This window comes from Limnochordia bacterium, assembly GCA_023230925.1.
Classification (GTDB): Bacteria; Bacillota; Limnochordia; order DUMW01; family DUMW01; genus JALNWK01.
The window spans coordinates 31,406-57,174 of the sequence record JALNWK010000006.1; the positions used below are offsets into that span (position 1 = coordinate 31,406).

Below are 25,769 nucleotides of genomic sequence, written 5' to 3' on the forward strand. Positions count from 1 at the left end.
AGGGAGGGTTACCCATGAGTCTTCCCCGATTGACCCCGGAAGAGAAGCGGCGGGCCTTAGAAAAGGCGCGTTGGATACGAAGCGAACGGGCAAAACTAAAGGTTCAGCTGAAGAAAGGAACCGTAAGCCTGGCAGAAGTCCTGGAGAAAGACGATGATGCGGTAGTTGCTGGAATGAGAGTGAGGCATCTATTAGAGTCATTGCCCCGGGTCGGCAAGATCACCAGCGAGAGGATTATGCAAGAAGTTGGTATTAATGGAACAAGAAGGGTTAGGGGATTAGGTGTTCGACAACGGAGTGAACTATTAAGGAAACTAGGTTAGTGACCTATTCAGGAGGTTTGAATCTTGGCTTTGGAACTGGTGAATATTGGATTTGGGAATATCGTAAGTGCAAATCGGATAGTGGCTATTGTCTCTCCGGAATCAGCGCCCATTAAGAGACTAATACAAGATGCCCGGGAACGGGCCATGCTGATCGATGCTACCTACGGTCGTCGCACCCGCGCTGTGATCATTACAGATAGCGATCACGTAATTCTATCCGCGGTGCAACCAGAGACTGTCGCCCATCGTGTTGGGGGAAAGGAAGCCCCTTTAATTGAAGACAAGGATGGTCAACTGAAGTGAGTAAAGGCACATTATTAGTGGTTTCAGGACCCTCCGGTGTAGGGAAGAACACTGTCCTAGAGGAGTTTTGCCGAAGACATCCTTCGGTCATCTACTCTATTTCTGCAACAACACGTACTCCCCGGGCCCATGAGGTCGAGGGGAAGGATTATTACTTTCTTACCACCGAGGAGTTTGAGGAGAGAATTAGACGGGACGGTTTCCTAGAGTGGGCTGAGTTTTGTGGTAAGCTCTACGGGACTCCTGCGGATTTTGTGCATGAGCAGCTCTTTAATGGTCATGATCTGGTCATGGATATTGAGATCCAAGGGGCACTACAGGTTAAACAGCGTTTGCCCCAGGCGGTGCTGGTATTTCTTCTACCTCCGAGTCTTGAGGAACTGCGGAAAAGGATTGAAGGTCGAGGAACCGAAGATGAGCGTAGTGTAACTGCTCGGTTGGATGTGGCCATCCAGGAATTGAAAACGGTAGAACGGTATGACTACGCGGTAGTAAACAATGATGTGGGACAAGCGGCAGATGAGTTGTGGAGTATTCTTGTGGCCACAAAGGCAAGAATAAAGGGTAACTATCGTACCGTGTTAGGACAATATTGGCAGAGTATTCCATTTTAGTTTGGGGTTTACAAAGGCACATCTAATTATGATAGGAGGGAAGGTGCCGCCATCCTAAGCGAAAGCGGGGACTGGTCTGGCACGACCTTATGAATCAACCATCAATAGATCGATTGCTAGGTAGAGTAGATAGTCGGTATACTGCAGTAGTAGCTGCGGCAAAAAGGGCGCGACAGTTATCTGAAGGAGCGGAACCATTAGCTGATGTACAGACTAATAAGCCTGTCACAGTTGCTCTTTATGAACTGGGTTCTGGTACTGTTAGGTACGAACGGATCCGTAAAAGTTGAAGCAGCATGCACAAAACGAGTATTGGACAGCTGTGATCTTCTGTGACTTAGAGGTGAGACTATGCCCGGGTATGCGCAAGTCATCGTAGATGTACGAGTGCGACGGGTGGACCGTTGTTTTTGCTACAGCATTCCCAAGAAGCTGAAAAATCACCTGCGCCCAGGGCACCAGGTGCTAGTTCCTTTCAATAATCGACAAGTTATTGGTTATGTGATTGCTCTTGCGGATCAAGCCGAGGTCCCGGGGGTAAAACCCATCCTACGAATTTGTACACAAGACCCAGTTCTGACTTCAGAGATGCTAACCCTGGCCCAGTGGATGGCCGACTACTACGGCTGTCTCCTCGTGGATGCCCTGCAGTGCTTCATTCCTCCGGGAATGCGTCATCTTGGTCAAACCTCAGGGCATCGCTACCTGAAGACCTTTGAGATCAAGGTAGCGGGAGAGGAACTAAGGCAAGCCAAGGAAATGGTCCGGCGAGCTCCACGGCAACAGGAGGTCTTAAGCTACTTTGAAAAGACATGTCTATCACAGCGATGTGAGGGGAATTGTCCCTGTGAGAAGGTGACCCTCTCCTTCTTGAGACAAAAGGGGTTATCCTATCACGCCCTTAGGGCCTTAGAGGACAAGGGTTACCTAGCCAGTGGACAGATTGTACTCTATCGGGATCCCTTAGCGGAAGTCACCAAGCAAGGAAGTAGCACACCCCTAGCTCTAACCCCGGACCAACAGAGGGTCTTCGAGCAAATTAAAGACCAAATTCGCCGGCAGACGGGCGGTGTGTATCTTTTGCACGGGGTAACGGGAAGTGGTAAGACCGAGGTATATATGCAGCTTATTGACGAAGTCCGGTCCCATGATCAATCAGTGATCTTACTTGTCCCGGAGATCTCCATGACTCCCCAGATGCTGGGACTATTCAAAAGCAGATTTGCCGACGATGTTGCTGTTTTGCACAGTCGGTTGTCCGATGGAGAACGTTTTGATGAGTGGCAACGTATTGCCTCCGGTGAGGCTGGTATTGTGATTGGTGCTCGTTCGGCGGTTTTTGCTCCGGTACGAAATCTCGGTTTGCTAATCCTTGATGAGGAACATGAGACCACGTACAAGCAGGCTGAGGGGCAACCGCCTTATCATACCCGGGATGTGGCGATAAAGCGGGCGGAGCTTAATCGGGCAGTGGTGTTGTTAGGCAGTGCTACCCCCTCTTTGGAATCCTACTATATGGCCGAGCAGAAAGTATATAACTTAGTGACATTACCAAGACGGATCAACAACCTTCCCCTACCGCAGGTAGACATAATCGATATGCGAGAGGAATTAAAGGCAAAAAACCGTTCCATGTTTAGTCGCACCCTCCAGCAGGGGATCAGAACAGCCCTAGCTCGTAGGGAACAGGTGATCCTGTTTATTAACCGCCGAGGAACCCTAGGTTTTATTCTATGCCGGGAATGCGGTCATGTGTTGCACTGTGAAAATTGCGCTGTTTCCCTAACGTACCATGAGGATATCAACCGGTTGTGCTGTCATTACTGTGGACTGGAACGGGAGATACCAACCACATGCCCTGAGTGCGGCAGCAGGAGTTTAAGGGGTTTTGGGGCGGGGACTCAGCGTGTGGAGCGGCAACTGGCCAATCTTTTTCCTCAAGCCCGCATCGCCCGCATGGACGGAGATACCACCCGCAGAAAGGGAGCCTTTGGACGTATCCTAGGGGACTTCCGTAACCATGATTTGGATGTCCTTATTGGCACACAAATGGTGGCCAAGGGGTTAGATTTTCCCCAAGTAACCTTGGTGGGAGTGATGGCCGCGGACCTCACGTTGAATATCCCGGATTACCGGGCGGCGGAGCGTACCTTTCAGCTTCTGACCCAGGTAGCCGGTCGGGCCGGCCGGGGCACGCGGCCCGGTCGGGTAATCGTGCAGACATATAATCCCGAACATTACAGTATCAAGGCCGCACAACATCATGATTACGTTGGGTTTTACAAACAAGAAATTGCCTTTCGCTCTAAGGTAAACTACCCACCAGTAGCCAATCTAGTTCGGCTTGTGTTTTCTGCGGAAGATGAGGAAGCAGTAGTTAAAGCAGCAAAGGAACATCTGATTGCGATGCAGCAAGGCCAGGACTACCATAATCAGGCGGTGGGTGTTTTGGGACCGGTGCCCTGTCCGCTAAGTCGACTGCAAGGCCGCTATCGCTGGCAGATTATGGTGAAGGGACCCGAACTGGCTACTTTACGAAAGGCGGCTCTTATTGATAGAATAAGAAAGGTGGCACCGGATGTAGCTGTTTTTGTTGATATCAATCCGGTTTCCATGTATTAATCCAAAACTAAGGGGGCGTCGGGCATCTAGGTATGCCCAAGTGGAAATGGCACAACTGGAAGTAGTAGTGGAGGGCGATTCGGTCCTTCGTCAAACCGCCCAGCCGGTTAAACGGGTGACGAAGAGATTGGTTACCCTGATCAAGGATATGGGAGAGACCATGTATGCAGCCAATGGGGTTGGCCTTGCCGCTCCCCAGGTTGGTGAATCAATTAGGGTAATTGTGGTTGATCCTGGGGATGGACTGATCGCGGTGGTGAATCCTGTGATTACCGCTGGCAGTGGGGAAGATATTGAGGTTGAAGGATGCCTGAGTATTCCTGGAGTGAGCGGGTATGTACAACGCTTTGCCCGTGTTGAGGTTGATGGATTGAATGAAAAGGGCAGGCCAATCAGGATTCAGGCCGATGGTTTGTTAGCGAGGATCTTACAGCATGAGATTGATCACTTAGATGGCATACTCTTCATTGATAAAGCCACCTGCCTGTCCCAAGACTAGGCAAAAGGAAGGAGCCTGGATGTGCGTTTTGTTTTCATGGGAACACCGGACTTTTCTGTTCCTACTCTAAAGACCTTGGCCAAGAGGCACGAGGTGGTTTTGGTTGTAACTCAGCCTGATCGACCCCGGGATCGGGGCCAACGGGTCAAACCATCACCGGTAAAGGCAGTAGCAAAAAAACTGCAGATACCGGTGGTCCAGCCTGAGCGGGTTAGTGATCCTGAGTTTATTGCCAAGCTTGCAGCTTACGATGTTGATGCCATCATTGTTGTGGCCTTCGGACAGAAGATTCCGGAGGAAATCCTGCAAATGGGGAAATATGGTTGTATCAATGTCCATGCTTCGCTGCTACCAAAGTATCGGGGGGCAGCGCCAATTCAGTGGGCCATCCTCAAGGGTGAGACGACCACCGGGGTGACTGTCATGCAAATGGATACCGGTTGGGATACGGGGGATATTCTCATGCAACGGGAGATCGTTTTATCTCCAGAGGAAACTGGAGGAACGTTACATGATCGGCTGGCAGCTTTGGGGGCAACGGCCTTAATTGAGGCTCTCGCAGGTTTAGCTAAGGGGGACCTTACGCCAAGGCCCCAGAATGATCAGCTGGCAACTGTGGCTCCGAAGCTAACCAAGGAAAGGGGACGTATCCAGTGGGACAGGCCAGCCGATGAAATTGAACGGTTAGTCCGTGCTATGAATCCTTGGCCCCTTGCCTATTGTACTCATCGGGACCTACGTTTGCGTGTTTGGCGGGCCGGAGTTGATGCTACTAGTCACCGGGCACAGCCAGGAGCTGTTTTGCGTATTGATCCCCAAAAAGGGATAGCAGTTGCCTGTGGGTATGCTATGGTATGGTTAGAAGAGGTACAACCCCAAGCCCGTAGACGCATGGGCGCACAGGACTACGTAAATGGTTATGGTATTACTATTGGAGAGGTCTTAGGCAATGGGTAAAACCAGCTCTTACCAAGATAGCCCACGGTTGATTGTTGGGCTCCTTGCCGCAGCATTTGGGTTTGTGGTATTATTGACCTGGTTAATCCTTTATCTGCCAAACCTTGGGGACCAGCTGGTCGTGGTGTTTTCTGCCCTTAAGATTGGCTTAGGTGTAATGCTTATAGTCTTATTGATTGGGATCATCGCCTTAGTGTGGATGCTAAGGAAACACCGCTTCTTGGCGATATTTGATGCCCCCATCCAGTGGACCTTGCGGGTCCTATTGCCGGTTGCCATGTTCTTAGGAAGACTTCTAAAGGTTCCTAAGGATCTCATTCGCCGCTCTTACATCGGGGTTCACAACCGACTAACCCAGATTCGCAAACAGATAGGTGTTGTACCGGATCGGCTATTGGTTCTAGTACCTGCCTGTTTGCAGCGGTTTGAATGTAGGATGAAGGTAACCGGTCGGGTGGAAAACTGTCAGAAATGCGGCGCTTGTCCCATCGGAGACCTGTTAGCTTTGCGCGAACGACTTGGATTTCAACTTGTTGTTAGTGCCGGAGGGACCCAGGCGAGAAGGGCAGTAGTGGAGTATCAGCCCGAGGCGGTGGTAGCAGTGGCCTGTGAAAGGGATTTGGTGAGCGGGATATGCGATGTTGATCCTCGGCTAAATGTCCTTGGGATTATTAACCAAAGACCCAAGGGCCCTTGCTTTGAGACCGAGGTTGATTTGAGACAGCTGGAAAATGCTGTGTTGAGTTTACTTGCCCCAAGATAAGGTAAGGATAGGAAGAGGAGGAGAAGACATGTATATTCTGCAGTACTATGCGACATGGATTGTATTGCTTCCTGCGCTAGTTTTAGCAATGTATGCCCAGCTGAAGGTGCAAAGCACTTTTTCCAGGTATTTACGGCATCCAGCATACATTGGCAAAAGTGGCGCCCAGGTAGCGAGGGAGCTTTTAGATCGGAACAACCTATCCGATGTACGGGTAGAGAGGACCGGTCGTACCCTAGGAGATCACTATGATCCCAGGGTACGGGTGCTTCGGTTGTCCCCCGAAGTATATGAGGGTCGTTCAATTGCTGCTCTTGGTGTAGCCGCCCATGAGACCGGTCATGCCTTGCAGCACGCAGCCAACTATTTACCTCTGGGATTGCGAAACAGCATCTTCCCTGTGGCTAGCTTTGGTTCTCAGCTGGCTCTGCCCTTGTTCTTCGTAGGATTACTCTTCCAGGGTGCCGGGCTAGGTTGGTTAACGGACCTGGGTATTTTGCTGTTCATGACGGCGATCTTATTCCAGTTGGTGACTTTGCCCGTCGAGTTTAATGCCAGTAGAAGAGCCATGGCTCTTCTATCACAGGGTGGGTATATTACCCGCGCGGAGGCGGGAAAAACAAAAGAGATCCTCAGTGCAGCGGCCTTGACCTATGTGGCAGCAGTTGCCGTTTCCATTGGCCAACTACTAAGATTGCTACTAATCCGGGGCCAACGACGGGACTGATTTTATGGGTAAGGGTCCTAGCACTAATGTCTCCCCCGCAAGACAGGTTGCCCTTGCTGTTTTGATGGAGGTTGAAGGAAAAAGAGCCTATGCTACCTTGGCTCTAAATGAGAAGCTGCCCGGTCTTACCAAGAAAGACCGGGCGCTAGCTACTGAGATCGTATGTGGCACCCTACGGAACAGAAGCCTACTAGATTGGCACATTAGACAGGTGGCCGATCGTCCTCTAGAGACGATGTCCCCTCCAGTTCGCAATATACTACGCCTAAGCACCTACCAGATCCTGTTTCTGGATTCCATAGGTGACTATGCCATTGTGGACGAGGCTGTGCGGCTGACTAAGTCCTCCTCCCGCAAAGCAGCGGGGTTTGTCAATGGGGTGCTGCGTAACCTCCTACGTAAACTACCAGGGTTTTCCTTGCCCTGTTTGGCAGACGATCCGGTGGCGTATGTCTCGATCAAGTATTCCCATCCGGCGTGGCTGGTGGAAAGATGGATTGCCAACTTCGGAATCCAGCATACCATTGCCTATTGCCAAGCCAATAACGAGACTCCTCCTACTGTGATTAGGACCAATACACTAAAGATCTCCCGGGAAGAGTTATTTACTTCCTTGGGAAAAGCAGGAATAAACGGTTGGTTTACAGAATATGTACCGGAAAGCATCGTCGTGGAAAAAACCGGGTCGCCCGAGGCTTTACCGGGTTACCATGAAGGTTGGTTTTTCATTCAGGATGAGAGTTCTATGATTGCGGCCCACTGTATGGATCCGAAACCCACAGATGTGGTCTATGACCTATGTAGCGCTCCTGGAGGGAAAGCCACCCATTTGGCTCAGTTGATGGGAAATCATGGGGAGATATTGGCCGTGGACATCCATGAGCATCGGCTGAAGCTAATCGAGGAGAATGCTAGGCGACTTGGTATCACTAACATAGAGACCGTCCTCAGTCCCGCAGAGAAGCTACCGGAGGAATTTTTCGGCAAGGCACAGCGGGTGCTAGTGGATGCTCCTTGTTCGGGGTTGGGGGTTTTACGCCGAAGGGTTGACGCCCGTTGGCATAAGAGCGAAGCGGATATAGTAGATTTACAACAGATTCAGCGGAGTATTTTGAGTCGGGCAGCTAGTTTAGTAGCTCCTGGAGGTATCCTAGTATACACAACATGTACCCTGGAACCGGAGGAGACCCTGGATAATGTAGCTTGGTTTCTGTCTAGTTTTCCAGATTATTTCCCTGGGGGTACTCTATCCTCTAGGTTTAGTCGTTTTGCGCCCTCCCGTCTGTATCGGGTCTTATCCATACAACGAGAGGTACAGCGATGTATCGCCGCCCTAGCGCCCCATTTGGATGGAACAGATGGCTTTTTCATTGCGCAGTTTGAGAAGAAGCAATAAGAAGGGGTGGGAGGATGTGTTAAGAGTTCTCATAGTTGATAATAATGCAGACTTATGCCAACAGCTAGAAGAATATCTCGCACAGTCGCCAGACATTGAACCCTGTGGTGTGGCCTATGATGGGGAGATGGCCCTTGAGTTAATCCAAGAACTCGAACCCGATGTGGTACTTTTGGATCTAACTATGCCTAAACTAGATGGTATAGGTGTGATGGAAGGTCTGTCTAATTTAGACTTAGATACGTATCCGGATGTCATTGTGTTGACAGCCTTTGCCCGGGATGAAATGGTGGAGCGGATGACCGAACTGGGCGCGAAATATTTCATTGTGAAGCCAATTAACCTGAGTATCCTAGCTGAACGGATCCGGCAATTCGGGGCGTCTGACAACTCGAACCAAATGGGGGGAAGGTTGCCAAATAGTACCGCCTCACCCCTAGGTACAATTCGGCGTTCAGAGGCGATGCTTACAGATCTGCTGCACCAGATCGGGCTACCGTCTCATTTCAAAGGACATGTGTATCTAAGAGAAGCGGTGTTAATGGTTATGGATAACCCTGCCTTACTTGGAGGGCTGACGAAACAGGTTTACCCGGTGATTGCAGAGCGTCATAGTACTACGCCATCGGGGGTTGAATCTGCGATCCGAAATGCTCTTGTCACGGCATGGAATAGGGGTAACCGTGAGTTTCTGGTGACTCTGATGGGAATACATATGACCAACAACGGAGAGGCCCAAATGCCCACTAATTCCGTTCTTATAGCAAAGCTTGCGGATCGATTACGCCTAGCTAAGTAGTCTGTGAACGGGTGCTTAGGCTTAGTCTCGGTAGCACAAACACCAAGAGTAGAAAGACGAGAAGCATCCGGGGTAGGGAATAAAGCAAGCTCCAGCCGTAAGCCCTAAGCGCAATAGTTGGACCATATTCGAAGAACAAATCAAGGTTATTCAGCCCAGCAATAAGGGTTAGCTTATCCTCGGTGAGTATGACTGACTGGATGAATTGGTATTGAGCAAAGCTCTGTGCGAAGGAAGTCAAGATTACCACAAGACAGGCAGGACCCAAATTGCTGGGCTGTCTGTGTGCAAAAAATAGTCGAAAGATGAAGATACTAAGGGGTGATGCGCCAAGAGTTAGCGCGATGGCCCAAAGGTTGTCAAATAATCCGATATTGAACAACACGATGCGCAGGAACGGTGTTAGTACCAAAGGGAAGAGGAAGAGGGGGGCTGTCAGAAACAGTGAGGCTACTCTACTTCCCACGGGCTTAATGACGTTGAGAGAATAGCCAGCCATAGCTCCCAGTAACAGCTGAAGCCCGGCGACTACCCCTCCGACTAAAAGACCGTTTGTGGTCCATCTACGAAAGGGAAGTCCTAGGGAGGATGGACCTTCGGAAAACTGCTGCGCAATTAGCAAAGCCAACGTGGGCACAAGTAACAGTACCACTACGATTAAGGGAATATAGACCGCCCATGTGGGTTGTGTGCTGTTTTTCCGATGGAGGGTGCTACTTGGAGCGAGCAGTGGTTGTTGTTGCTCCATGATCCACCACACAACAATACCTAAAATGAGTAAAGGGATAGCGAGAACTACACCAGCGGCAGCGGCTAATTCCTGGGCGGTCACGCCCCCTTGGAGATTGGTGTTGATAAACGCAGCGATGGTTTGGTCTAATACCAAATGGCTGGTTACCAAGCCAAAGGCTAGGAAGAAGATAATGCTCAAAGCAAAGGCCGATGGTTGACTGGCATATTTAAAGGTATTGTTCTCCGTTAGGCTGGTAATGACGTATCCAAGTAATATGGCTAAGGGCAGGATGAAAAGTCCATCAAGGACGATCCCCTTAAGTAAAGCCAGGGGACCGGGGCCGAAAATTCCAAGATTTATGTTTCGGCTTAATAGAAATATATACGATCCTTGGAAAATACCATAGAAAAGACCTGCTGAACCAAGGAGGGTAACTAGGCTTAAGGATAACTTGTACAGGTTTGACTGATTGCGATATGAGGCACTACTGTGACCTAACCAAAGGCCAAGACCTGTAAAAACCAACTTGCCAAGGACAACGAAGACTGTTATTTTAAGGGAATGGTTAAAGGTCCCATCGGCAAAGAGGGTTTGGAAATGAGCTAGACCCACGTACGTGCTTCTTGCTCCGGCTAAGTCGATAGCAGACATGCTCATCCGCACTAGTCCAACCAAGGGCATCCAGCTAAAAAAGCCGATGGCAACACAGGCGGGAAGCAGGAGAAGCCAGCCTAATAGGCTGCTGAATAATCGTGTAGTGAAACGACCTTCATTAACCATGGTAACCCTCCCGGAAAGAAAGAAAGCACCGTCAAATTCGGTGCTAGATTAAGAATGGTCGGGGTGGCGAGATTTGAACTCGCGGCCTCATCGTCCCGAACGATGCGCGCTAGCCAAGCTGCGCTACACCCCGGCATTTAGGAAAAAATAACGTCACAGAGATTATACTTTATGATAAAATATATGTCAATAGACGGGGTTGGGGTTTTACCCGACCTTGGTATAGTTTGGTAGCAATTCTGGGATAATAGTTCATATAAAGAAGGTGCAACATTGACCGATCTGATACCTTTAAAGGATCTATCAGTAGGAGCATTGGAAAGTCTACTAGAGGATTGGGGGTATCCCAAATATAGGGCCCGTCAGCTGATGAGGTGGATGTACCAGGAAAGAGAATCGGATTTTGCAAACATGACGGATTTGCCGTTGGAGTTACGCCAGCAGCTGAAAAAGGAGGCAGAGGCCAAACCGTTAAGGGCGCGGCAGAAACGGAAGTCAAAGGACGGCACGATCAAATTTCTCCTTGAGGCCAATGACGGTCAAAAGATCGAGACTGTCCTAATTCCCGCGGAAGAGCAGAAGCGGACCACGGTGTGCATTTCCAGCCAGGTAGGTTGTGCTATGGGTTGTTCAATTTGTGCAACGGGGAAGATGGGCTTTTCCAGGAATCTATCCTGTGGTGAGATTATAGAACAGGTTATTTTAGCTGAGCAGTATGCAAAGCAGTCAGTAACAAATATTGTGTTTATGGGGATGGGCGAACCTTTGGCCAACTATGAGGCAGTGCTCGAAGCTATTTTCGCCATGATTGATCCCGAACGACTGGCATTAGGGAGCAGACGGATCACGGTGTCGACCTGTGGGTTAGTGCCGCAAATGCGCAGGTTGGCCGATGAAAAGTTGCAGATTGGGTTGGCGATCTCCCTCCATGCGCCGGAGGATGGGCTGCGGGATCAGCTGGTACCAATCAACAAAAAGCACCCGATCAAAGAGGTCTTAGAGGCGGCATCTTACTATGTAAGCAAGACCAACCGTAGGGTTACTTTTGAATATGCGTTGATCGATGGGGTGAACGACAGCACAGTGCACGCAAGTAAATTGGGCGAGTTGTTGGTAGGTTTACTGTGCCATGTTAACCTCATTCCAGTGAACCCTGCCAACGGGTTTTCCCGATCTTCGGAGGAGGCAGTTCTCTCCTTCCAGGAAGTGGTTAGAAATGCGGGAATACCGGTTACCGTACGCTCTGAACGTGGGGTTGACATCAGTGCTGCCTGTGGGCAGCTGGCCATTGCCGCAGCGAGAGTGGAAAGGTGAGCAAACATGTCCATGATTGAACGGGTGGAGACAGCACTAAAAACGTTCATGCATCGCCTATTCGGCACACGACTGCAAGGACCGTATATCCCTATTCAAATTGGTAAGGAGCTTTCTTTGGTGATGCAAAGACAGAGAAAGGTTAGTGTTAGCCGCATATATGTGCCGAATCGATATGACGTCAGACTACATTCTGCGGACTTTGTGCATATAGAGCCGATCAAGCAGACCCTCGCCGAGGAAATGTGTCAGCATTTAGCGGGAATAGCCCAGCGGGAAGGATTACACTTCTTGTCCCTGCCGCAGGTTAGCTTTATACAGGAGGAGCAGCTTAAACCAGGTCATATCCATATCGAGACCTTCTTTGATGATGTGGAGTCTGGCTCAACAAGAAGGATTCCTGAGCTTGATGATACTTTGACCGATGAAGGGGAAGTGGATGAGGTAACGCGGATTTACGAGGGCGAATCCAGACCTTTCTTAGTATGTCTTTCCGGTGCTAAAGAGGATGTGCGCTATGGGTTGCCAAATCAGGGCAGATTTACCATTGGGCGTGAGCTAGACAATGATCTGGTGTTGGATGATCCTTGTGTCTCCCGCAAACACGCCCTGATTACCGTACATGGGGATCAGGTTACCTTGAAGGATTTAGGAAGTAGGAATGGTACTTACCTTAACGACGTACGAATTGAGGAGGGCGACCTCACTCATGGTAGCAGGATCGTGATTGGTAACACGTTGCTGCGGTTTTCGGCAGGAGAGTAGGATGTACCTATTAATCTGGTTAGGACGTTTGGTTTTTCTTTATCTACTTTACCGGTTTCTATCGCAGTTCCTTCGAGTTTTGTCGAGGGATAATGGTGACTTAGGCCTAGTTTTTGTCAGAGGCGAACCGGCTTTGCCTCCGGTGGTATGTCGCAGGATCCTCCCAGAGAACGGGGAGCAGATGTCCTGTGAACAGAAGCAGGAGGTCGTTCCCGGAGAGTACCTACAGGCAGATACAATTAGTATGGGACGGGCGCCCTTAAATGATGTGCAACTGCGGGAAGCTGAAATCGCCTTGTTCCATCTGCGCATTGAGAAACAAGAGGGATTCATAATCAGGAAAATAGATCGGAACCCCATATATCTCAACGGAGATCCGGTGGAAGAGGACGCTGTTCTTTCGTTAGGAGATGTGCTTAGTATAGGAAGTTATCTTTTTGTGGTGGTGAAGGGTTTTGCGCATACGCGTAGGGGCTAGGACCGATACTGGGCTGATGAGGTCCAATAACGAGGACGGGTACTTGGTGCGGGAATGGTTGTTTGCTGTGGCTGATGGAATGGGAGGTCACAGTGCAGGTGAGGTAGCTAGTTATCAAGCGTTACTTGGGCTCTCTGAGCTATGCAAGACTGATGGTATTCCCGGGGATGAAGGGGTTCTTGAGAATCATCTTCGTCAGGTCTTTGAGCGGGTTAATCAAGATGTACATAACCAAGCACGGGCTTGTCCAGGATGTGACGGTATGGGGACTACCTTGACGGCCATGGGGCTGACAGAACGAGGCTATGCCTATGCCCATGTAGGGGACAGTCGATTGTACTTGTTTCGTGATGGTCTGCTAACACAGGTCACTTCTGATCATTCCCTAGTTGCGGAACTTGTGCGCAACGGTACGCTATCTAGGGCGGAAGCCTATGATCACCCCTTAAGCAATGTGCTCAGCCGGGCCATTGGCGTTGAGCCTGAGGTTAAGGTGGAAACTGGTCAGGGAGAGATCTATCCAGGGGATGTCTTTCTGCTTTGCACCGATGGGATCGCCGGACCTGTAGAGGACCGATGGGTATCGTCGCTCTTATCCGAGGAACTATCTCCACAGAGTAAGGCGGAGAAACTAGTAGAACGTGCCCTAGAACTAGGGAGCACGGATAACGTCACCGCCGTGGTAGTGCAGGTGGATAAGGACAAAGGATAAGGGAGCCTACTGTCTCTTGTATCAAAAGCATAGAAACTAAAGGTGGACGGGACCTAGGATGATAAAGATCCATGGAAAACTATTTGTCGACGCTATTTTAGTGGGAAGTCTGGGCATGTTTTCTGTGTGGCTGTTGCAGCCATTTAATCCTTGGTTCTTTCTGCTTTATATCGGTCCTACAGCAGTTGGGTTTTGCATGCTGTATGGGCGCCAGGATCGGATTGATCCGTTGTTGTTTGCTCCGGCGGTCTTATTATGTGGAGTGGGACTAACCATGGTTGCGCGATTGGCTCCGGGACTGTTATGGCGACAGCTTGTGGCGTACCTAGTCGGGTTGTGCAGCTATCTGCTTCTTAGCATCTGGGGAGGTAGGATTCGGTGGGAACGGTTCGGATACTTGTGGGGCCTTCTGGGAGCTTTGCTGCTTTTAGGTACCTCGCTATTTGGTGTTCGGGTGGGCGGCAGTCGTGCCTGGATCCGCTTTCTTGGATTTAGCTTCCAACCGATAGAGCTTTTCAAATTACTGTTGATCTTGTTTTTAGTTGCTTCTTTAACCGAGGAGAGTACCAGCATAGTCCTGCGCGAACGACGGGGCTTATTCGCCCATATGAGCCTGTGGGGGCCTTCGCTTTTGCTGTGGCTCCTGGGGGTACTTGCCCTAGGTATACAGCGGGATCTAGGTGGGATGATTTTGCTATCGGGGATCTTTTGGGGGACCATATATGTGGCGGAGGGTCGCCTAGCTACCGTACTAATTGGGTTACTCTTGGGGTTAGGTGGTTTTACATTATCTTATTGCTTGTTTCCCCATGTACAATCACGCCTGGGAAACTGGCTTGACCTGTGGCGCGGTGACCAAGTGTATCATCAACTGCAACAGGGACTCTTCGCGGCTGCTTCCGGTGGGTTTACGGGAACGGGCCTGGGCCTGGGACACCCTTACCTAATTCCCCAGGTACATACAGATTTTCCCCTGATGGCCATTTGGGAAGAACTGGGTTTACTAGGTGCTGTAGGTATTCTGGGTTTGTATATGCTCATGGTGGTCTATTTGTTTAAGAAGGCCATTAATTCATATTGTCTTCGGCACCGATTGCTCTGTGCCGGGGTAGCTGTGATGATTGGCTTGCAGGTGTTACTAATTGCCGGGGGAAATCTAGGCCTGGTGCCCTTAACCGGCATTACCTTGCCCTTTATCAGCTACGGAGGTAGCTCAGTGATTGTCCTTTGGTCGGCCCTTGGTTTGACCGGGGCGATACCAAGACTAAGGAGGCAGTGCCGATTAGAAGTCTGAATAATCTTCTGAAGCTGTTTACGGGATGCTTCCTACTGATGATTCTAGCTGGGGGGTTCTTCCAAGTGCTCTGGGCCCCTTCCTTGGCAACGTCGGTGGGCAATCCTCGGGTACAGTTGGCCCGGGAACAGATTCTTCGGGGAGGTATTTTCGATTATTCTGGGCGTGCCCTGGCACTGCCCGGTGACCACCAGATGCGTTACGTAGGCCCTATTTCCTTGGCTGCCATTGTTGGGTACAGTGATCTCATTTTGGGACAGAGCGGCTTAGAGAAAGCCTATGATCGGGTCTTACTAGGACTGGATGGACTATCGTTCTACCTTTACCAGTGGCGGGTTCATCAAGGTCAGAGTCATTACGGGGGTCACATCATTACGACGATTGATTACGCGATGCAGCGGATTGCCGAAGAGGCCTTGGGCCAAAGGAAGGGTGCGGTGGTGATACTAGAGCCTAAAAGTGGTGCTATTAGAGCTTTGGTCTCCTTCCCGAGTTTTGATCCAAATCGGGTCTATGAAAAATGGTCGTTCCTCAGGGATGACAAAGACGCACCTCTACTACATCGAGCAGTCCAAGGGCTTTATCCTCCTGGTTCGGTTTTTAAGATGCTGATCTTGGCTGCCGCCTTGGAGGAAGGAGGAGTGCGGCTGGATACCACGTATATAGATCAAGGGGAGTTCAGGGTGGAGGGTTATCGACTAACAAATGCCTATACCACCCAACCGGGGCCGATTACTCTTATGCAGGCCTTTGCTAATTCCTCGAATGTGATCTTTGCACAATTGGCCTTGGAACTAGGAGAAAACAAGTTATTTGACTATGTAGACAGGTTTGGTTTTGGTAACCTGCAGGGTCTACGGGTTGCCACCTCCCCGGCGAGGATCTTTCCGCCGGGTTCCAAAGCTGAGCTTGTGCAATTTGCCATTGGACAAGGTAACCAGTTGGTTACCCCTTTGGACATTGCGGTACTGACGGCGACAATTGCCACCGGTGGCCTACAATTCAAAGCCTTCTTGGTGCAAGAACTGGTTGATTCGTTTGGCGGAAGAAGACAACATGTAAAAGCTATGCCAGAACGGGTACTGAGTAGCTTCACCTCATACCAAGTTACACGGGCGATGCTCGGGGTGGTTGAGAATGGTACTGGAACAAGGGCCCAAGTCAAGGGAGTAAGTATTGCTGGAAAAACCGGAAGTGCTGAGAACCCCCATGGGAAACCCCACGCGTGGTTTACCTGTTTTGCACCAGCGGATGATCCGCAACTGGTTGTTACAGTCATTGTGGAGAATGCCGGGTCCGGTGGCCAGGTGGCTGCACCCATCGCCCAGGAGATCCTTGGGAGACTACTAGGTGGGGGATGAGGAATATTCCTGTTTGTTGTATAATGTTGAAGGTAAGGGGTGGATGAATTGCTGGGAAGAGTCCTTGCTGACCGATACGAAATCGTTCAAGAAGTTGGATCCGGCGGAATGGCCGTGGTATACCTGGGCCAAGATCGCCTGCTCTGTCGACCTGTGGCTATTAAGATTCTACGGGACGTCCATGCCAAAGATGAGGATTTCGTCCGTCGTTTTCGCCTCGAGGCCCAAGCGGCAGCCAGTCTTTCCCATCCTAATGTGGTTAATATGTACGATGTTGGCGAGGAAAATGGTATTTACTACATCGTGATGGAATACCTGAATGGGACGGATCTTAAGACTCTGATTAGACAGTATGGGCAGTTTTCCGTTGGCCAGGGACTCTGGGTAGCGGCAGAGATAGCAAAGGCGTTGGAGCATGCTCATTCCCATAAGATCGTGCATAGGGACATTAAACCCCATAACATAATTCTGACTAATGATGGTCGGATTAAGGTAACCGATTTTGGTATTGCCCGGGCCGTGAGTAGCTCTACCTTGACCCAAACAGGTTTTGTTCTCGGCTCTGTTCACTATTCATCCCCCGAGCAGGTCAGTGGTGGTCAGATTAGTGGGGCATCGGATCTGTATTCCTTGGGTGTGGTAATGTACGAAATGTTCACCGGTAGATTACCCTTTGGGGGCGAAACCCCGGTGAGTATTGCTCTGAAACATCTGCGAGATCAGCCACCGTCCCTTAGAGAGTTGCGTGGGGATCTACCCGATGGAGTGGCATTGATTGTTGAGACGGCTATGGCAAAGGAGCCCAAAGATCGATATCCCAGTGCAGCAAGATTGTTACAGGCGATTCAAAAGACCGGGATGATGTCTTTGGGGTTTGCCTCGGAAGAAGCGCCGGAGCAGACGGCATTAATGGAAACAACGAAGGTCCTCGCCAGTGTAAATGGGGAGGAACTAGAACCGACGGAGATGGTACCCGTTCAGCAAAAGAAAAAACGTTCTACAGGAGCTAGGTTTTTGACTGTTGTTGCAGTGCTCTTGGCCATAGGTGGGCTATCATGGGTAGGCTTGTTGCAGGCCCGAAAGATGATCTTCCCACCGGATTTGCCGGTTCCTGAGGTTTCCGGCCGTTCCCTAGAGGAGGCCAGTGAGATATTATCGGAGATGGGGTTTAAACCCAGTGTCGATGGACGAGTCTTTAGTCATGATGTGCCCGAAGGATGGGTAGTATCACAGAACCCCGTTGAAGGAAGAATCGTGAAGAAATGGCGAACAGTTGAACTGATTGTCAGTAAGGGCCCCCAGATGGTAGAGGTGCCAAATATTGTCGGATATTCTTTGCGGGATGCCGCATTGATGTTAGATGAACAAGGTCTAAAGCTAGGTGTTCCCGAGGAGGAGATCAATGAACAGGCCGCAATAGATGAAGTCCTATTCCAGGAGCCGTCATCGGGCAGTGTTCCTGTAGGAAGTAGTATTAATGTAGTTATCGCCGTTCGGCAGAAGTCTACGGTTCTTTTGGTCCCTGATATCCGAGGATCATATCTGGACCAGGCGCAAAAGGACCTTGCAGAGTACGGGTTGTCCATTGGAAAAAGTTTTCCTGATTTCTCTGACGAAATCCCCCAAGGGATGATCATCGATCAGAACCCCCGACCCCAGGCTTCAGTACAAAAAGGGACCGCCATCGATGTAGTCTACAGTAACGGACCAAGGAATAGGCAAGAACCTAGGGAAGATGAAACAGGTGTTGGTACTCCACCAGTTCCACCTGTAGGTGAGCTTGAACCCGGGGAGGATACAGATGCCCAAACGCCACCGGAAGCACCAAATGATGGGCAAAAGAGGGCGACAATATCCATTAGGGTACCCGATGGGCCGCCCCAGGAGGTCTTGATTTTGGTGGTCGATGATATTCGGGTGGGGATTAAGCAAGTGATGCAGGCCATGGTGGATGGGGGCGAGACGATTACCCGGGTGGTGGTTGGGTATGGTCCTGAAGTAAGGGTGCAAGTCTATTTGGGTGGTTGGTTAATCGAAGAGGAATACCTAAGGTAACTAGCGTTGGTATACCTGTGTGATGGGGAGGCACACGATGCAAAAAGGCATTGTGATAAGGGCTATTGGTGGCTACTACTTTGTGCAAACGGAGCAAGGGCAAGTGTATCAGTGTTTGCTTCGGGGGAAGCTCAAACGGCAACACCAACGGATCCTGGTGGGTGATTGGGTGCATGCGCGGCCTACTTCCTCGTCCGAAGGGGTGATTGAGGAGGTTTTACCGCGGCGGCTGGAACTGTCTCGTCCACCGGTGGCCAATCTTGATATTTTGGTTGTTGTCAATTCTGTGGTCCATCCAAGTGTGAATTTAGTTCTTCTAGATCGGATCCTACTAGCTGCACGGCAACAAGGGCTGAGGTGTATTCTCTGCTGGAATAAGGTAGATCTAGAACAGGAAGATCCACAGTTATCGGGGTATATTCAGGCTTACTTGCAGCAAGGGTATGATTGTGTTAGAACCAGTGCGCTTACCGGAGAAGGAATAGACAGATTGATTGAGCTTCTATCGGGATCTATGGCTGTTTTGACTGGTGATTCGGGAGTTGGAAAATCTGCCTTGCTCAATCGAGTACTAGGCCAAACGGTTCAGGAAGAAGGTGACATTAGCCAACGGCTGAAGCGGGGTCGTCATACCACTAGGGAGGTTGTATTGTATCCCTTGGGTAATGGCGGGTTTATTGCCGATACACCGGGCTTTACTAGGATGCCGTTGGTTGGTGTTGAACCAGTTGTTTTAGAAGATTTCTTTTTCCGAGAGTATTTTTCCGGTTGTTACTACTCCGATTGCCGTCATCGAAATGAACCTGAATGCGCGGTAAAGGAAGCAGTTGCCAAAGGGGATATTCCGTCTTGGCGTTACGATAATTATCTGTTCCTTTTGGATGAGCTTGTTGACAGCCAAGAAGGGCAGTGGAAATGAGGTAGAAACCTTGGTGAAAATAGCGCCTTCAATCTTGGCGGCTGATTTCGCCCATTTGGCGGAGGATGTTGCCAAGATTAGCAATGCAGATATGCTCCATGTGGATATTATGGACGGTTCCTTTGTTCCTAATTTGACGATTGGCCCACCGGTGGTATCTGCCTTACGAAAGACTACGGACTTGGCCTTTGACTGTCATCTGATGGTCAGTAACTGTGATGTATTGTTAGAGCCCCTCGCTGCAGCGGGAGCTGACTATGTTACTGTCCATGCCGAGGCCTGTGTCCATTTGCACCGTACGTTGATGTATATTAAGAAACTAGGGATGGGTTGTGGTGTTGCTCTTAACCCCTCAACACCGTTAACGAGTATCGAGTGGGTGTTGGATTTACTTGATCTGGTCCTGATTATGACTGTCAACCCCGGTTTTGGCGGACAGAGCTTTATAACCCGTTCAGTGGAGAAGATTGCACGGCTCCAGGAGGAAATAAAGGTTCGAGGTCTGAAAACCCTGATTGCGGTGGATGGGGGAATCAACTTAGAGACGGCACCGGTAGTACATAGGGCCGGAGCAGACGTTCTGATCGCTGGTTCTTACGTTTTTTCTAGCCCTGATCCAGCGCTGGCGGTAGAACAATTACGGGCGGTGACGGATAAAGTGGGTAAATAGATACTGGATTTACCCAGTAGACAATACGAATCCAGGAGCATTTACTTCTTAACGTCCCGAAAGGGGCGTTTTCTTCATGCAATCTGGTACAGCAGAGCTAAACCCCAGATTAAGTATTTGCATACAGGGTGTAGAGGGGGTATAATAGGGTCGGACGTTGGACAGACTCACCTAATATACGGGCAGCCGTCCCAAGGGAGGGGAGGTGATATGGGGTCTTTTGGTGACAAGGGTCAGGCGGCAGCCGAATTTGCACTGCTGGCTGCCGCGTTGGCTACGGCATTGCTGCTAGTTAATCAACAGTTTACCCAAGCTCTCAATTTGTACTTTCAGAAGTTGTTTTATTTGCTTCAGCTTTCTTAGCCTTGCGTATTTGAGCTGCGGGGTGAAAGGGGTGATGAATCGGTAGATAACCCAGCAGTATCAAGGAGGAGGTGTTCATGCTTGCAGAAAAACGTAAGGCGGTTGTTCCAAGACGAAACAGGGCAAAGCATGGCCGAATATGGTCTGCTTACCGCTCTGATTGCCGTTGTCACCATTGCAGCGGTAAAGGCAATTGGTACAAGCATTAGTACCAAGTTCAATACACTAGCACAAGAAATTTCAGGTACACCATAATATCTAACTCCCAGTTGGAGTGGGAGGCTTTCCGGCATAAACATGGATTGATTGCGTAGATTTGCAGGGAGAAGGCCAGGGGAATCCCTGGCCCATCCTTTTTGGAGGGGTTTTATGGTCCCGAAGATCATTAACACTAGCTTGATATTGGGGCTGCTCTATAGCAGTTATACGGACTATCGGACGAACCGAATTTATAATATCGTTACCATACCCTTAATTGGGTTCGGTTTTGCAGCAAACAGCATTTACTATGGGTTCACTGGTTTGGTTTCTTCTTTGCTAGGATGTTTACTGTCTTCAGCACCCCTCTTCATTGCTTTTCTGCTAGGTGGTCTCGGTGGCGGTGATGTGAAACTAATGGCGGCCGTTGGTGCGTTAAAGGGCATAGACTTCGGTATTCTGGCCTTGTTTTTCACCGTGACCGTAGGGGCATTGTGGGCGTTAGTTCTTTTAGCCAAACATGGGGAATTGGGTTCCTTGATCCAGCGGCTTGTAACAGGAAGGTTAACAGACTGCTCGTCCAAGCTCACCCTTCCCTATGGAATAGCTATTACCTGTGGCTCTTTGCTGGCCCTGGGAGTATCTTGGCTATGAAAGAGGCCAGACAAAGGAGGGGAAAACATGATAGACCTTAGTTGTGACCGGGGTCAAGTTCTACTGGAGGCGGCGATTGTGTTACCCTTGCTATTGCTAGTCACGACAGGGATTATTTACCTGGCCATTGTGTTTAACGACGGGTTAGTTCATCGTTATATTACTTTTGATGCCGTTCGTGAGGCTGCTGTTGCGGGGGGTGTTGAGTTTTATGCACAGAACTTATACACAGCCCATAGTTTGCTTATGTTTCGGGGCGGTGCCCAACTGGACTTTGCGGTGGAGAACAACCAGGTAGCTGGCCAAGGGACTCTCTACCGATACTTGCAGTTTCCTGTTTTCCTACGCAAGGTTCCCGCTGCTTTGTTCCGTACCAAGTATCGGTTAACATGTAGTCCCAGAACTAACTAAGGGGTCATCTACTAACGGGCTATTTCCCATCCTGAGAGCAAGTACCCTGGGCACACAAAGCGAAGGTGCAGGTTCTTTGCCCGGTAGATTAACATCATGGATTCCTCTTTTGACGATGGGTATGACCTCTATTCCATCTAAAATATAGTCAGCATTTATGCTATCGCGCTAAGGAGGTGATGGGCCTATTGTTTGATTCCGCCGGAAGGTGGAATCGTGGCCCAGTTTGTATGAGTAAATTACATCGAAGGGAGAAGCAGGCACTAACCCAAAACCGAAAGTCATCTGTGTTCCCCCAGTGTCAAAGCGGTCAAGCGGGCATTATGGTTGCTTTGATTCTAGCTGTGGCTGTGCTGTGTGCTGCAGCTGTTTCCCACACCGGGGAGCTGACCTTGGCCAAAATGCAAGCACAGATTGCAGCGGATGCAGGCGCACAAACCGCGGCGGCAGTTCTAGCCGATGGATTGAATACCGTGGCAATTACCAATGTCATTTTGGTGGGAGGAACCCTTTTGGTGCCGATCACCGAGGGATTAAGCGGTGCATTAGCACGGGGTGCCCATGTGGCCCAGCAAGTTGCGGTCAACACAACACCCGCGCTTAGTATTACCCTTGGAGAAACTGCTGCCTTTAATAGCGGAGCCGATTTTGCCGTCCCAACGGTGCTACCGGAGATGCATCTACAACGGGCGGCATTGGGATACGAGGATCTGCTATCATACCAGGATAAAAACGTTCGACATGTCGGCTTTGCAGCCATGAAGGAACCGAAAAGTATTGCCAGTGGTTTTGCGGGTAACTTGGTGGATAAATGGAAGAAGGCATCAATGATTTCCTACGCCAAAGGCGTAGTGATTTGGGATGGCTTCGGTTTGGAGATGATCCGGTCCTTTATACCCGCTTACGAAGCAGGCTTGACGACTAATCTTTAGAAAGTGAGGACTCTGGATGGATAGTGAAAGGGGACAAGCTTTGCTAGAAATGGCTGTGCTCCTACCCCTGCTGTTGGGTCTTTTCTTTGCCATCGCCCAAGTTGGGCTATTGTACAACACTAAGCAACTAATGTATATGGCGGCCCACCATGGCGCGTTGGTAGCAGCCTCAGGTGGTGATGGAGTATTTGAGGCCAGGGACTTGCTGCTAGAAAACGGCATTCATGAAAACCGGATTAGTCGGGTTGAAGAGCAACGGAATGGGAACCTAGTTACCTTGACTATCCAGTGTTCAGTTCCTCCGCTATTTGGACTTGAACCCTTCGGACAAAGAGAACACATCCTTACCGCACAGGTAACCATGGGCCAACAACTCATCCCCCGTATTCCGGGGGATGGTTGATGGGACAATCCAGGAAGTCTTCTACCTGTAAATTATGTTTTAGGAGAGTGAGAACTTGCAGTATTTACGGGTCTTCGCAGTGGTCGGTATGGTCTTGGGCCTCCCATCGACTGTCTGTGCCCAATCATACATATATGCCGATGCCGAGACTACAATCTCCTGGCTGACCAAAACCATTGAGTCGCCCCAGGAGCTCAGTGATATCCTACATTGGCTTTTTCATCGGTTTAGCTCGGATGATGTGTTGCTATCTCTGTGCCCCGTTAATGCTTCCTTGGAACTTCAGATATTGGCAAAGACCTCAGCATCATCGGTCTCATTGGAAGTCCCCCTGCCGGCGGATAGTAGGTTGCTTGCCATTTTACGTTCTGTGGGGCAGGGATACCTAGTTGAGACCATGGCCTTCTATACCCCTTGGTCACCTAGCAAAGTGGCTGAGTTTTACCAGATGGGACTGGTCGAATCCGGATGGAGTCCGGTGTACAACCTGCGTCACACTGATGGAATGATCCCTAGGAGAGTCTTATCCTTTGTGAAGGGATCAGAGGGGAGGTACATCATGATTGATGAGGGTATTGATCCTTTAACTTTCGTACAGCTAGTTTGCTACCGAGTAGTGACCAGTCAGTATGATGCGGTATTCAAAGGAGGGATGAGTCATGCACAATAAGCGTCGTTTCCTGATTGCCTTGGCACTGGCGATCTTGGCGGCATTGTTTGCCGTTCGACACTTGCAGGCAGTTGAAACGCGGAAAATACTAGGCAACCAATCCGGTCGAGCGATCGTGACCGTAAAACCAGTATCCAAGGGGACTAAGATCACGCCGGATGTGATAGCCTATCTACCCATAGCCGAGGAGTTGATTCCTGCAAACGCGTTCATTGATGTAGAGACAATCCTGGGACGAACAACAGCAAGGGATCTACCCAAAGGAAGCCTGTTGCTAGAAGAACACTTGATTACGGGGCGAACCCTAGCACAACGCTTAGCTGGTTCCTTGTATGGTTTTACTCTATCTGTGGATGAGCGAAATGCCATCGCTGGTTTGCTACGTCCAGGAGACTATGTGGATGTAATCAGTGTCCTTGCTGGGCGCGCCCTTACTGGAGCAGCAAGTGTCACCGTATTACGCCAGGTTCCGGTCATGGCTGTTAACGGTGTCCTAGGAGGGGATAGTCTGACATCGGGAACCGGACGAACAACGGTCACCCTTGGCCTTTCTTTGCACGAGGCCCAGACGTTGGCCTTATTCGAAGAGTATAGCACATTGAGGTTGATCCTGTGTTCCGAACTAGGGGATGGCGGCACAGGTTCAGTAGAACCAACTGAATTGGAGCAGGTTCTATCCCAACAGGGTATCAACCTCAGGGATGAATTTTCTACCGACACAACGGACTGGAACAGTCTATTACAGGGAATTAGTTGGCCTGGTACTTCCACCATAGTTGATGGTTCACTAGGTACCGGTGGAGAGGTCATCCGGGGAACTACTGTGGAAAGACGAGATCTTAACTAGAAATGACTGGAAGGAGTAGATAGATGCGCAAACTAATACAGGCAATCATCGTTGGTTTACTGGTGGTGGGTTTGGTCAGTCTTTGCAGTGGTGAAGTCATTAGTGTCGCAGAGCATTGCTCCCTTGTGATACCAGGTAGTAGGTTAGAACGGGTAGCTGTGGGAAATCCCCGGGTGGCTGATGTGCAGCTGATCAGTTCCACCGAGTTTTTGGTTAATGGCAAGAGCCCCGGGAGAACTAACATCTTAGTGTGGGACGAGGATGAAGTAAGAGAGTATACCGTGTATGTGACCACAAATGATGAGCAACTCCCGGAGGAATGGTTTGAGGAAGTCGGTCAACAACTCCATCGATGGGGAATCGATCTAAGAAAAGTCGGCCCGGTGGCGATACTGGAGGGGGAGACGGCAACCGCAGCACAGCTAGCCGCTGCCGAGCATATTACAAGCCGACTTTTTGATGATGTGGCCAGTCTAGTAAGGTTGTCTACAGATGAGACTCCTGTATTTGACGACTACAGCCAGATCCAGTTAATCACTTATATTGTTGAGCTAAGCGAAGGGTCCCTGCGAACCCTGGGTATCGATTGGCAAAGGACCATTGCCTCTGATGAGTTTGGTTTGCTTAATCTAGCTAGTGTTGCTCAATTAAGTGCATTGATCAACAAGATCGAAATGATGGAGCAGACCGGCAAGGCTTCAATACTTGCCAATCCTGTTCTGCTGGTAACCAGCGGGAAACCAGCGCGTTTTCTGGCCGGGGGGCAAGTGCCTATCCCCGTCGAAAGCGGCGAGAACCTACAGATTCAATGGAAGGAATACGGGGTTTCGGTCCAGGTTACAGCCAGGATAGAGGAGGATACGATTGTGATCAAGATTGAGCCGGAGGTGAGCTCCCTTGATTGGGCCAATGCGGTAAACACCAAGGGTGGTACCATACCTGCCTTGCGTACCCGGAGCTTGTATACCGAAGTGCGAATGCTTCCCCATGAAACCCTAGTGTTAGGCGGTCTTTTCATTCAGGAAGAAGCTAAAAGTCACGATAAGGTACCTTTGCTAGGAAGCTTGCCGTTGCTTGGTGGACTGTTTAGGACATCCTCCATTGAAAAAAGAAACACGGAACTAGTAATCCTGCTCTCAGCATTTCCAAAAACGAAAGGTCTAGGGAGAGTGAGCAGTCTTGACTAGAGATAAACCACTGATTT

At 49.9% G+C, this 25,769-nt stretch carries 30 protein-coding genes and 1 tRNA gene; 29 read left to right on the plus strand and 2 right to left on the minus strand.

All coding sequences use genetic code 11. The features are described 5' to 3' along the window. Positions 1–14 precede the first annotated feature (14 nt). The 11 genes from M0Q40_02005 to spo0A all read left to right on the plus strand — a co-directional run bounded on the left by M0Q40_02005 (position 15) and on the right by spo0A (position 9,006). The gene (locus M0Q40_02005; protein MCK9221396.1) at positions 15–323 is read left to right on the plus strand and encodes an integration host factor; all 309 of its coding nucleotides are present in this window, start codon (positions 15–17) and stop codon (positions 321–323) included. A gap of 24 nt (positions 324–347) precedes the next feature. Then, positions 348–629, plus strand: a complete 282-nt coding sequence (locus M0Q40_02010; protein ID MCK9221397.1) for a DUF370 domain-containing protein — start codon at positions 348–350, stop codon at positions 627–629. Then, positions 626–1,243: a guanylate kinase gene (gene gmk / locus M0Q40_02015; GenBank protein MCK9221398.1), complete on the plus strand. Its 618-nt coding sequence runs from the start codon at positions 626–628 to the stop codon at positions 1,241–1,243. Before M0Q40_02010 ends, gmk begins: the two co-directional genes overlap by 4 nt. Before the next feature lie 89 nt (positions 1,244–1,332). Beyond that, a complete protein-coding gene (rpoZ, locus tag M0Q40_02020; GenBank protein MCK9221399.1) occupies positions 1,333–1,533 on the plus strand; it encodes a DNA-directed RNA polymerase subunit omega in 201 nt (66 codons plus the stop codon). Between the two features lie 61 nt (positions 1,534–1,594). Next, positions 1,595–3,865 carry a primosomal protein N' gene (priA, locus tag M0Q40_02025; GenBank protein MCK9221400.1) on the plus strand — a complete coding sequence of 757 codons (2,271 nt, stop codon included), beginning with the start codon at positions 1,595–1,597 and terminating at the stop codon, positions 3,863–3,865. A gap of 46 nt (positions 3,866–3,911) precedes the next feature. After that, positions 3,912–4,364, plus strand: a complete 453-nt coding sequence (gene def / locus M0Q40_02030; protein MCK9221401.1) for a peptide deformylase — start codon at positions 3,912–3,914, stop codon at positions 4,362–4,364. Between the two features lie 21 nt (positions 4,365–4,385). Next, positions 4,386–5,321 carry a methionyl-tRNA formyltransferase gene (fmt, locus tag M0Q40_02035; protein ID MCK9221402.1) on the plus strand — a complete coding sequence of 312 codons (936 nt, stop codon included), beginning with the start codon at positions 4,386–4,388 and terminating at the stop codon, positions 5,319–5,321. Next, a complete protein-coding gene (locus tag M0Q40_02040) occupies positions 5,314–6,084 on the plus strand; it encodes a DUF116 domain-containing protein (GenBank protein ID MCK9221403.1) in 771 nt (256 codons plus the stop codon). The genes fmt and M0Q40_02040 overlap by 8 nt, the downstream gene beginning before the upstream one ends. A gap of 28 nt (positions 6,085–6,112) precedes the next feature. Continuing rightward, positions 6,113–6,811, plus strand: a complete 699-nt coding sequence (locus M0Q40_02045) for a zinc metallopeptidase (GenBank protein ID MCK9221404.1) — start codon at positions 6,113–6,115, stop codon at positions 6,809–6,811. A gap of 4 nt (positions 6,812–6,815) precedes the next feature. Further along, the gene (gene rsmB / locus M0Q40_02050; protein ID MCK9221405.1) at positions 6,816–8,207 is read left to right on the plus strand and encodes a 16S rRNA (cytosine(967)-C(5))-methyltransferase RsmB; all 1,392 of its coding nucleotides are present in this window, start codon (positions 6,816–6,818) and stop codon (positions 8,205–8,207) included. 16 nt (positions 8,208–8,223) lie between these two features. Further along, positions 8,224–9,006, plus strand: a complete 783-nt coding sequence (gene spo0A, locus M0Q40_02055; protein MCK9221406.1) for a sporulation transcription factor Spo0A — start codon at positions 8,224–8,226, stop codon at positions 9,004–9,006. Here the strand turns inward: spo0A and M0Q40_02060 are convergent. Both M0Q40_02060 and M0Q40_02065 read right to left on the minus strand, forming a co-directional pair. After that, positions 8,999–10,519 carry a hypothetical protein gene (locus M0Q40_02060; GenBank protein MCK9221407.1) on the minus strand — a complete coding sequence of 507 codons (1,521 nt, stop codon included), beginning with the start codon at positions 10,517–10,519 and terminating at the stop codon, positions 8,999–9,001. The two genes, spo0A and M0Q40_02060, sit on opposite strands and share 8 nt — an antisense overlap. Before the next feature lie 55 nt (positions 10,520–10,574). Next, a tRNA-Pro gene (locus tag M0Q40_02065) sits at positions 10,575–10,652 on the minus strand. A 140-nt stretch (positions 10,653–10,792) separates the two neighbouring features. Here M0Q40_02065 and rlmN point away from each other — a divergent pair. From rlmN to M0Q40_02155, 18 genes are all read left to right on the plus strand, one after another. Continuing rightward, positions 10,793–11,833, plus strand: a complete 1,041-nt coding sequence (gene rlmN, locus M0Q40_02070; GenBank protein ID MCK9221408.1) for a 23S rRNA (adenine(2503)-C(2))-methyltransferase RlmN — start codon at positions 10,793–10,795, stop codon at positions 11,831–11,833. 6 nt (positions 11,834–11,839) lie between these two features. Beyond that, positions 11,840–12,598, plus strand: coding sequence for a DUF3662 and FHA domain-containing protein (locus tag M0Q40_02075; protein ID MCK9221409.1), 759 nt, complete (start codon positions 11,840–11,842; stop codon positions 12,596–12,598). 1 nt (position 12,599) lies between these two features. Continuing rightward, entirely contained in the window at positions 12,600–13,076 is a 477-nt protein-coding gene (locus tag M0Q40_02080) for an FHA domain-containing protein (GenBank protein ID MCK9221410.1), read from the plus strand. Further along, on the plus strand, positions 13,054–13,788 hold the full coding sequence (locus M0Q40_02085) for a Stp1/IreP family PP2C-type Ser/Thr phosphatase (GenBank protein ID MCK9221411.1): 735 nt from the start codon (positions 13,054–13,056) through the stop codon (positions 13,786–13,788). Before M0Q40_02080 ends, M0Q40_02085 begins: the two co-directional genes overlap by 23 nt. 58 nt (positions 13,789–13,846) lie before the next feature. Further along, on the plus strand, positions 13,847–15,082 hold the full coding sequence (locus M0Q40_02090) for an FtsW/RodA/SpoVE family cell cycle protein (GenBank protein MCK9221412.1): 1,236 nt from the start codon (positions 13,847–13,849) through the stop codon (positions 15,080–15,082). Further along, positions 15,064–16,443 (plus strand): penicillin-binding transpeptidase domain-containing protein, encoded by a 1,380-nt coding sequence (locus M0Q40_02095; protein ID MCK9221413.1) that lies wholly within the window; start codon positions 15,064–15,066, stop codon positions 16,441–16,443. The genes M0Q40_02090 and M0Q40_02095 overlap by 19 nt, the downstream gene beginning before the upstream one ends. 48 nt (positions 16,444–16,491) lie before the next feature. After that, positions 16,492–18,498, plus strand: a complete 2,007-nt coding sequence (gene pknB, locus M0Q40_02100; GenBank protein MCK9221414.1) for a Stk1 family PASTA domain-containing Ser/Thr kinase — start codon at positions 16,492–16,494, stop codon at positions 18,496–18,498. A 37-nt stretch (positions 18,499–18,535) separates the two neighbouring features. Then, the gene (rsgA, locus tag M0Q40_02105) at positions 18,536–19,417 is read left to right on the plus strand and encodes a ribosome small subunit-dependent GTPase A (protein ID MCK9221415.1); all 882 of its coding nucleotides are present in this window, start codon (positions 18,536–18,538) and stop codon (positions 19,415–19,417) included. A gap of 10 nt (positions 19,418–19,427) precedes the next feature. Further along, on the plus strand, positions 19,428–20,087 hold the full coding sequence (rpe, locus tag M0Q40_02110) for a ribulose-phosphate 3-epimerase (GenBank protein ID MCK9221416.1): 660 nt from the start codon (positions 19,428–19,430) through the stop codon (positions 20,085–20,087). A gap of 210 nt (positions 20,088–20,297) precedes the next feature. Further along, the gene (locus tag M0Q40_02115; GenBank protein MCK9221417.1) at positions 20,298–20,450 is read left to right on the plus strand and encodes a hypothetical protein; all 153 of its coding nucleotides are present in this window, start codon (positions 20,298–20,300) and stop codon (positions 20,448–20,450) included. An 81-nt stretch (positions 20,451–20,531) separates the two neighbouring features. Then, positions 20,532–20,705, plus strand: coding sequence for a Flp family type IVb pilin (locus tag M0Q40_02120; GenBank protein MCK9221418.1), 174 nt, complete (start codon positions 20,532–20,534; stop codon positions 20,703–20,705). 114 nt (positions 20,706–20,819) lie between these two features. Continuing rightward, positions 20,820–21,302 (plus strand): A24 family peptidase, encoded by a 483-nt coding sequence (locus M0Q40_02125; GenBank protein ID MCK9221419.1) that lies wholly within the window; start codon positions 20,820–20,822, stop codon positions 21,300–21,302. Between the two features lie 27 nt (positions 21,303–21,329). Next, positions 21,330–21,713 carry a pilus assembly protein gene (locus M0Q40_02130; protein ID MCK9221420.1) on the plus strand — a complete coding sequence of 128 codons (384 nt, stop codon included), beginning with the start codon at positions 21,330–21,332 and terminating at the stop codon, positions 21,711–21,713. A 230-nt stretch (positions 21,714–21,943) separates the two neighbouring features. Beyond that, positions 21,944–22,645 carry a hypothetical protein gene (locus M0Q40_02135; protein ID MCK9221421.1) on the plus strand — a complete coding sequence of 234 codons (702 nt, stop codon included), beginning with the start codon at positions 21,944–21,946 and terminating at the stop codon, positions 22,643–22,645. Between the two features lie 16 nt (positions 22,646–22,661). Continuing rightward, entirely contained in the window at positions 22,662–23,048 is a 387-nt protein-coding gene (locus M0Q40_02140; protein ID MCK9221422.1) for a pilus assembly protein, read from the plus strand. A 55-nt stretch (positions 23,049–23,103) separates the two neighbouring features. Next, positions 23,104–23,718, plus strand: coding sequence for a hypothetical protein (locus M0Q40_02145; protein MCK9221423.1), 615 nt, complete (start codon positions 23,104–23,106; stop codon positions 23,716–23,718). After that, the gene (gene cpaB / locus M0Q40_02150; GenBank protein ID MCK9221424.1) at positions 23,708–24,565 is read left to right on the plus strand and encodes a Flp pilus assembly protein CpaB; all 858 of its coding nucleotides are present in this window, start codon (positions 23,708–23,710) and stop codon (positions 24,563–24,565) included. The genes M0Q40_02145 and cpaB overlap by 11 nt, the downstream gene beginning before the upstream one ends. 23 nt (positions 24,566–24,588) lie before the next feature. Next, positions 24,589–25,752 (plus strand): pilus assembly protein N-terminal domain-containing protein, encoded by a 1,164-nt coding sequence (locus M0Q40_02155; protein ID MCK9221425.1) that lies wholly within the window; start codon positions 24,589–24,591, stop codon positions 25,750–25,752. The last annotated feature ends 17 nt before the right edge of the window (positions 25,753–25,769 follow it).

What these genes read in the sequence shown, in the direction of transcription:
- rsmB (MCK9221405.1), top strand. Translation starts at nt 6,816, where the DNA reads ATGGGTAAGGGTCCTAGCACTAATGTCTCCCCCGCAAGACAGGTTGCC.
- rsgA (MCK9221415.1), top strand. Translation starts at nt 18,536, where the DNA reads ATGCAAAAAGGCATTGTGATAAGGGCTATTGGTGGCTACTACTTTGTG.
- M0Q40_02090 (MCK9221412.1), top strand. Translation starts at nt 13,847, where the DNA reads ATGATAAAGATCCATGGAAAACTATTTGTCGACGCTATTTTAGTGGGA.
- M0Q40_02060 (MCK9221407.1), bottom strand. Translation starts at nt 10,519, where the DNA reads ATGGTTAATGAAGGTCGTTTCACTACACGATTATTCAGCAGCCTATTA.
- M0Q40_02040 (MCK9221403.1), top strand. Translation starts at nt 5,314, where the DNA reads ATGGGTAAAACCAGCTCTTACCAAGATAGCCCACGGTTGATTGTTGGG.
- M0Q40_02045 (MCK9221404.1), top strand. Translation starts at nt 6,113, where the DNA reads ATGTATATTCTGCAGTACTATGCGACATGGATTGTATTGCTTCCTGCG.
- M0Q40_02130 (MCK9221420.1), top strand. Translation starts at nt 21,330, where the DNA reads ATGATAGACCTTAGTTGTGACCGGGGTCAAGTTCTACTGGAGGCGGCG.
- M0Q40_02115 (MCK9221417.1), top strand. Translation starts at nt 20,298, where the DNA reads ATGGGGTCTTTTGGTGACAAGGGTCAGGCGGCAGCCGAATTTGCACTG.
- M0Q40_02005 (MCK9221396.1), top strand. Translation starts at nt 15, where the DNA reads ATGAGTCTTCCCCGATTGACCCCGGAAGAGAAGCGGCGGGCCTTAGAA.
- M0Q40_02080 (MCK9221410.1), top strand. Translation starts at nt 12,600, where the DNA reads ATGTACCTATTAATCTGGTTAGGACGTTTGGTTTTTCTTTATCTACTT.
- cpaB (MCK9221424.1), top strand. Translation starts at nt 23,708, where the DNA reads ATGCACAATAAGCGTCGTTTCCTGATTGCCTTGGCACTGGCGATCTTG.
- M0Q40_02125 (MCK9221419.1), top strand. Translation starts at nt 20,820, where the DNA reads ATGGTCCCGAAGATCATTAACACTAGCTTGATATTGGGGCTGCTCTAT.
- M0Q40_02075 (MCK9221409.1), top strand. Translation starts at nt 11,840, where the DNA reads ATGTCCATGATTGAACGGGTGGAGACAGCACTAAAAACGTTCATGCAT.
- M0Q40_02140 (MCK9221422.1), top strand. Translation starts at nt 22,662, where the DNA reads ATGGATAGTGAAAGGGGACAAGCTTTGCTAGAAATGGCTGTGCTCCTA.
- rpoZ (MCK9221399.1), top strand. Translation starts at nt 1,333, where the DNA reads ATGAATCAACCATCAATAGATCGATTGCTAGGTAGAGTAGATAGTCGG.
- M0Q40_02135 (MCK9221421.1), top strand. Translation starts at nt 21,944, where the DNA reads ATGAGTAAATTACATCGAAGGGAGAAGCAGGCACTAACCCAAAACCGA.
- M0Q40_02155 (MCK9221425.1), top strand. Translation starts at nt 24,589, where the DNA reads ATGCGCAAACTAATACAGGCAATCATCGTTGGTTTACTGGTGGTGGGT.
- def (MCK9221401.1), top strand. Translation starts at nt 3,912, where the DNA reads ATGGCACAACTGGAAGTAGTAGTGGAGGGCGATTCGGTCCTTCGTCAA.
- priA (MCK9221400.1), top strand. Translation starts at nt 1,595, where the DNA reads ATGCCCGGGTATGCGCAAGTCATCGTAGATGTACGAGTGCGACGGGTG.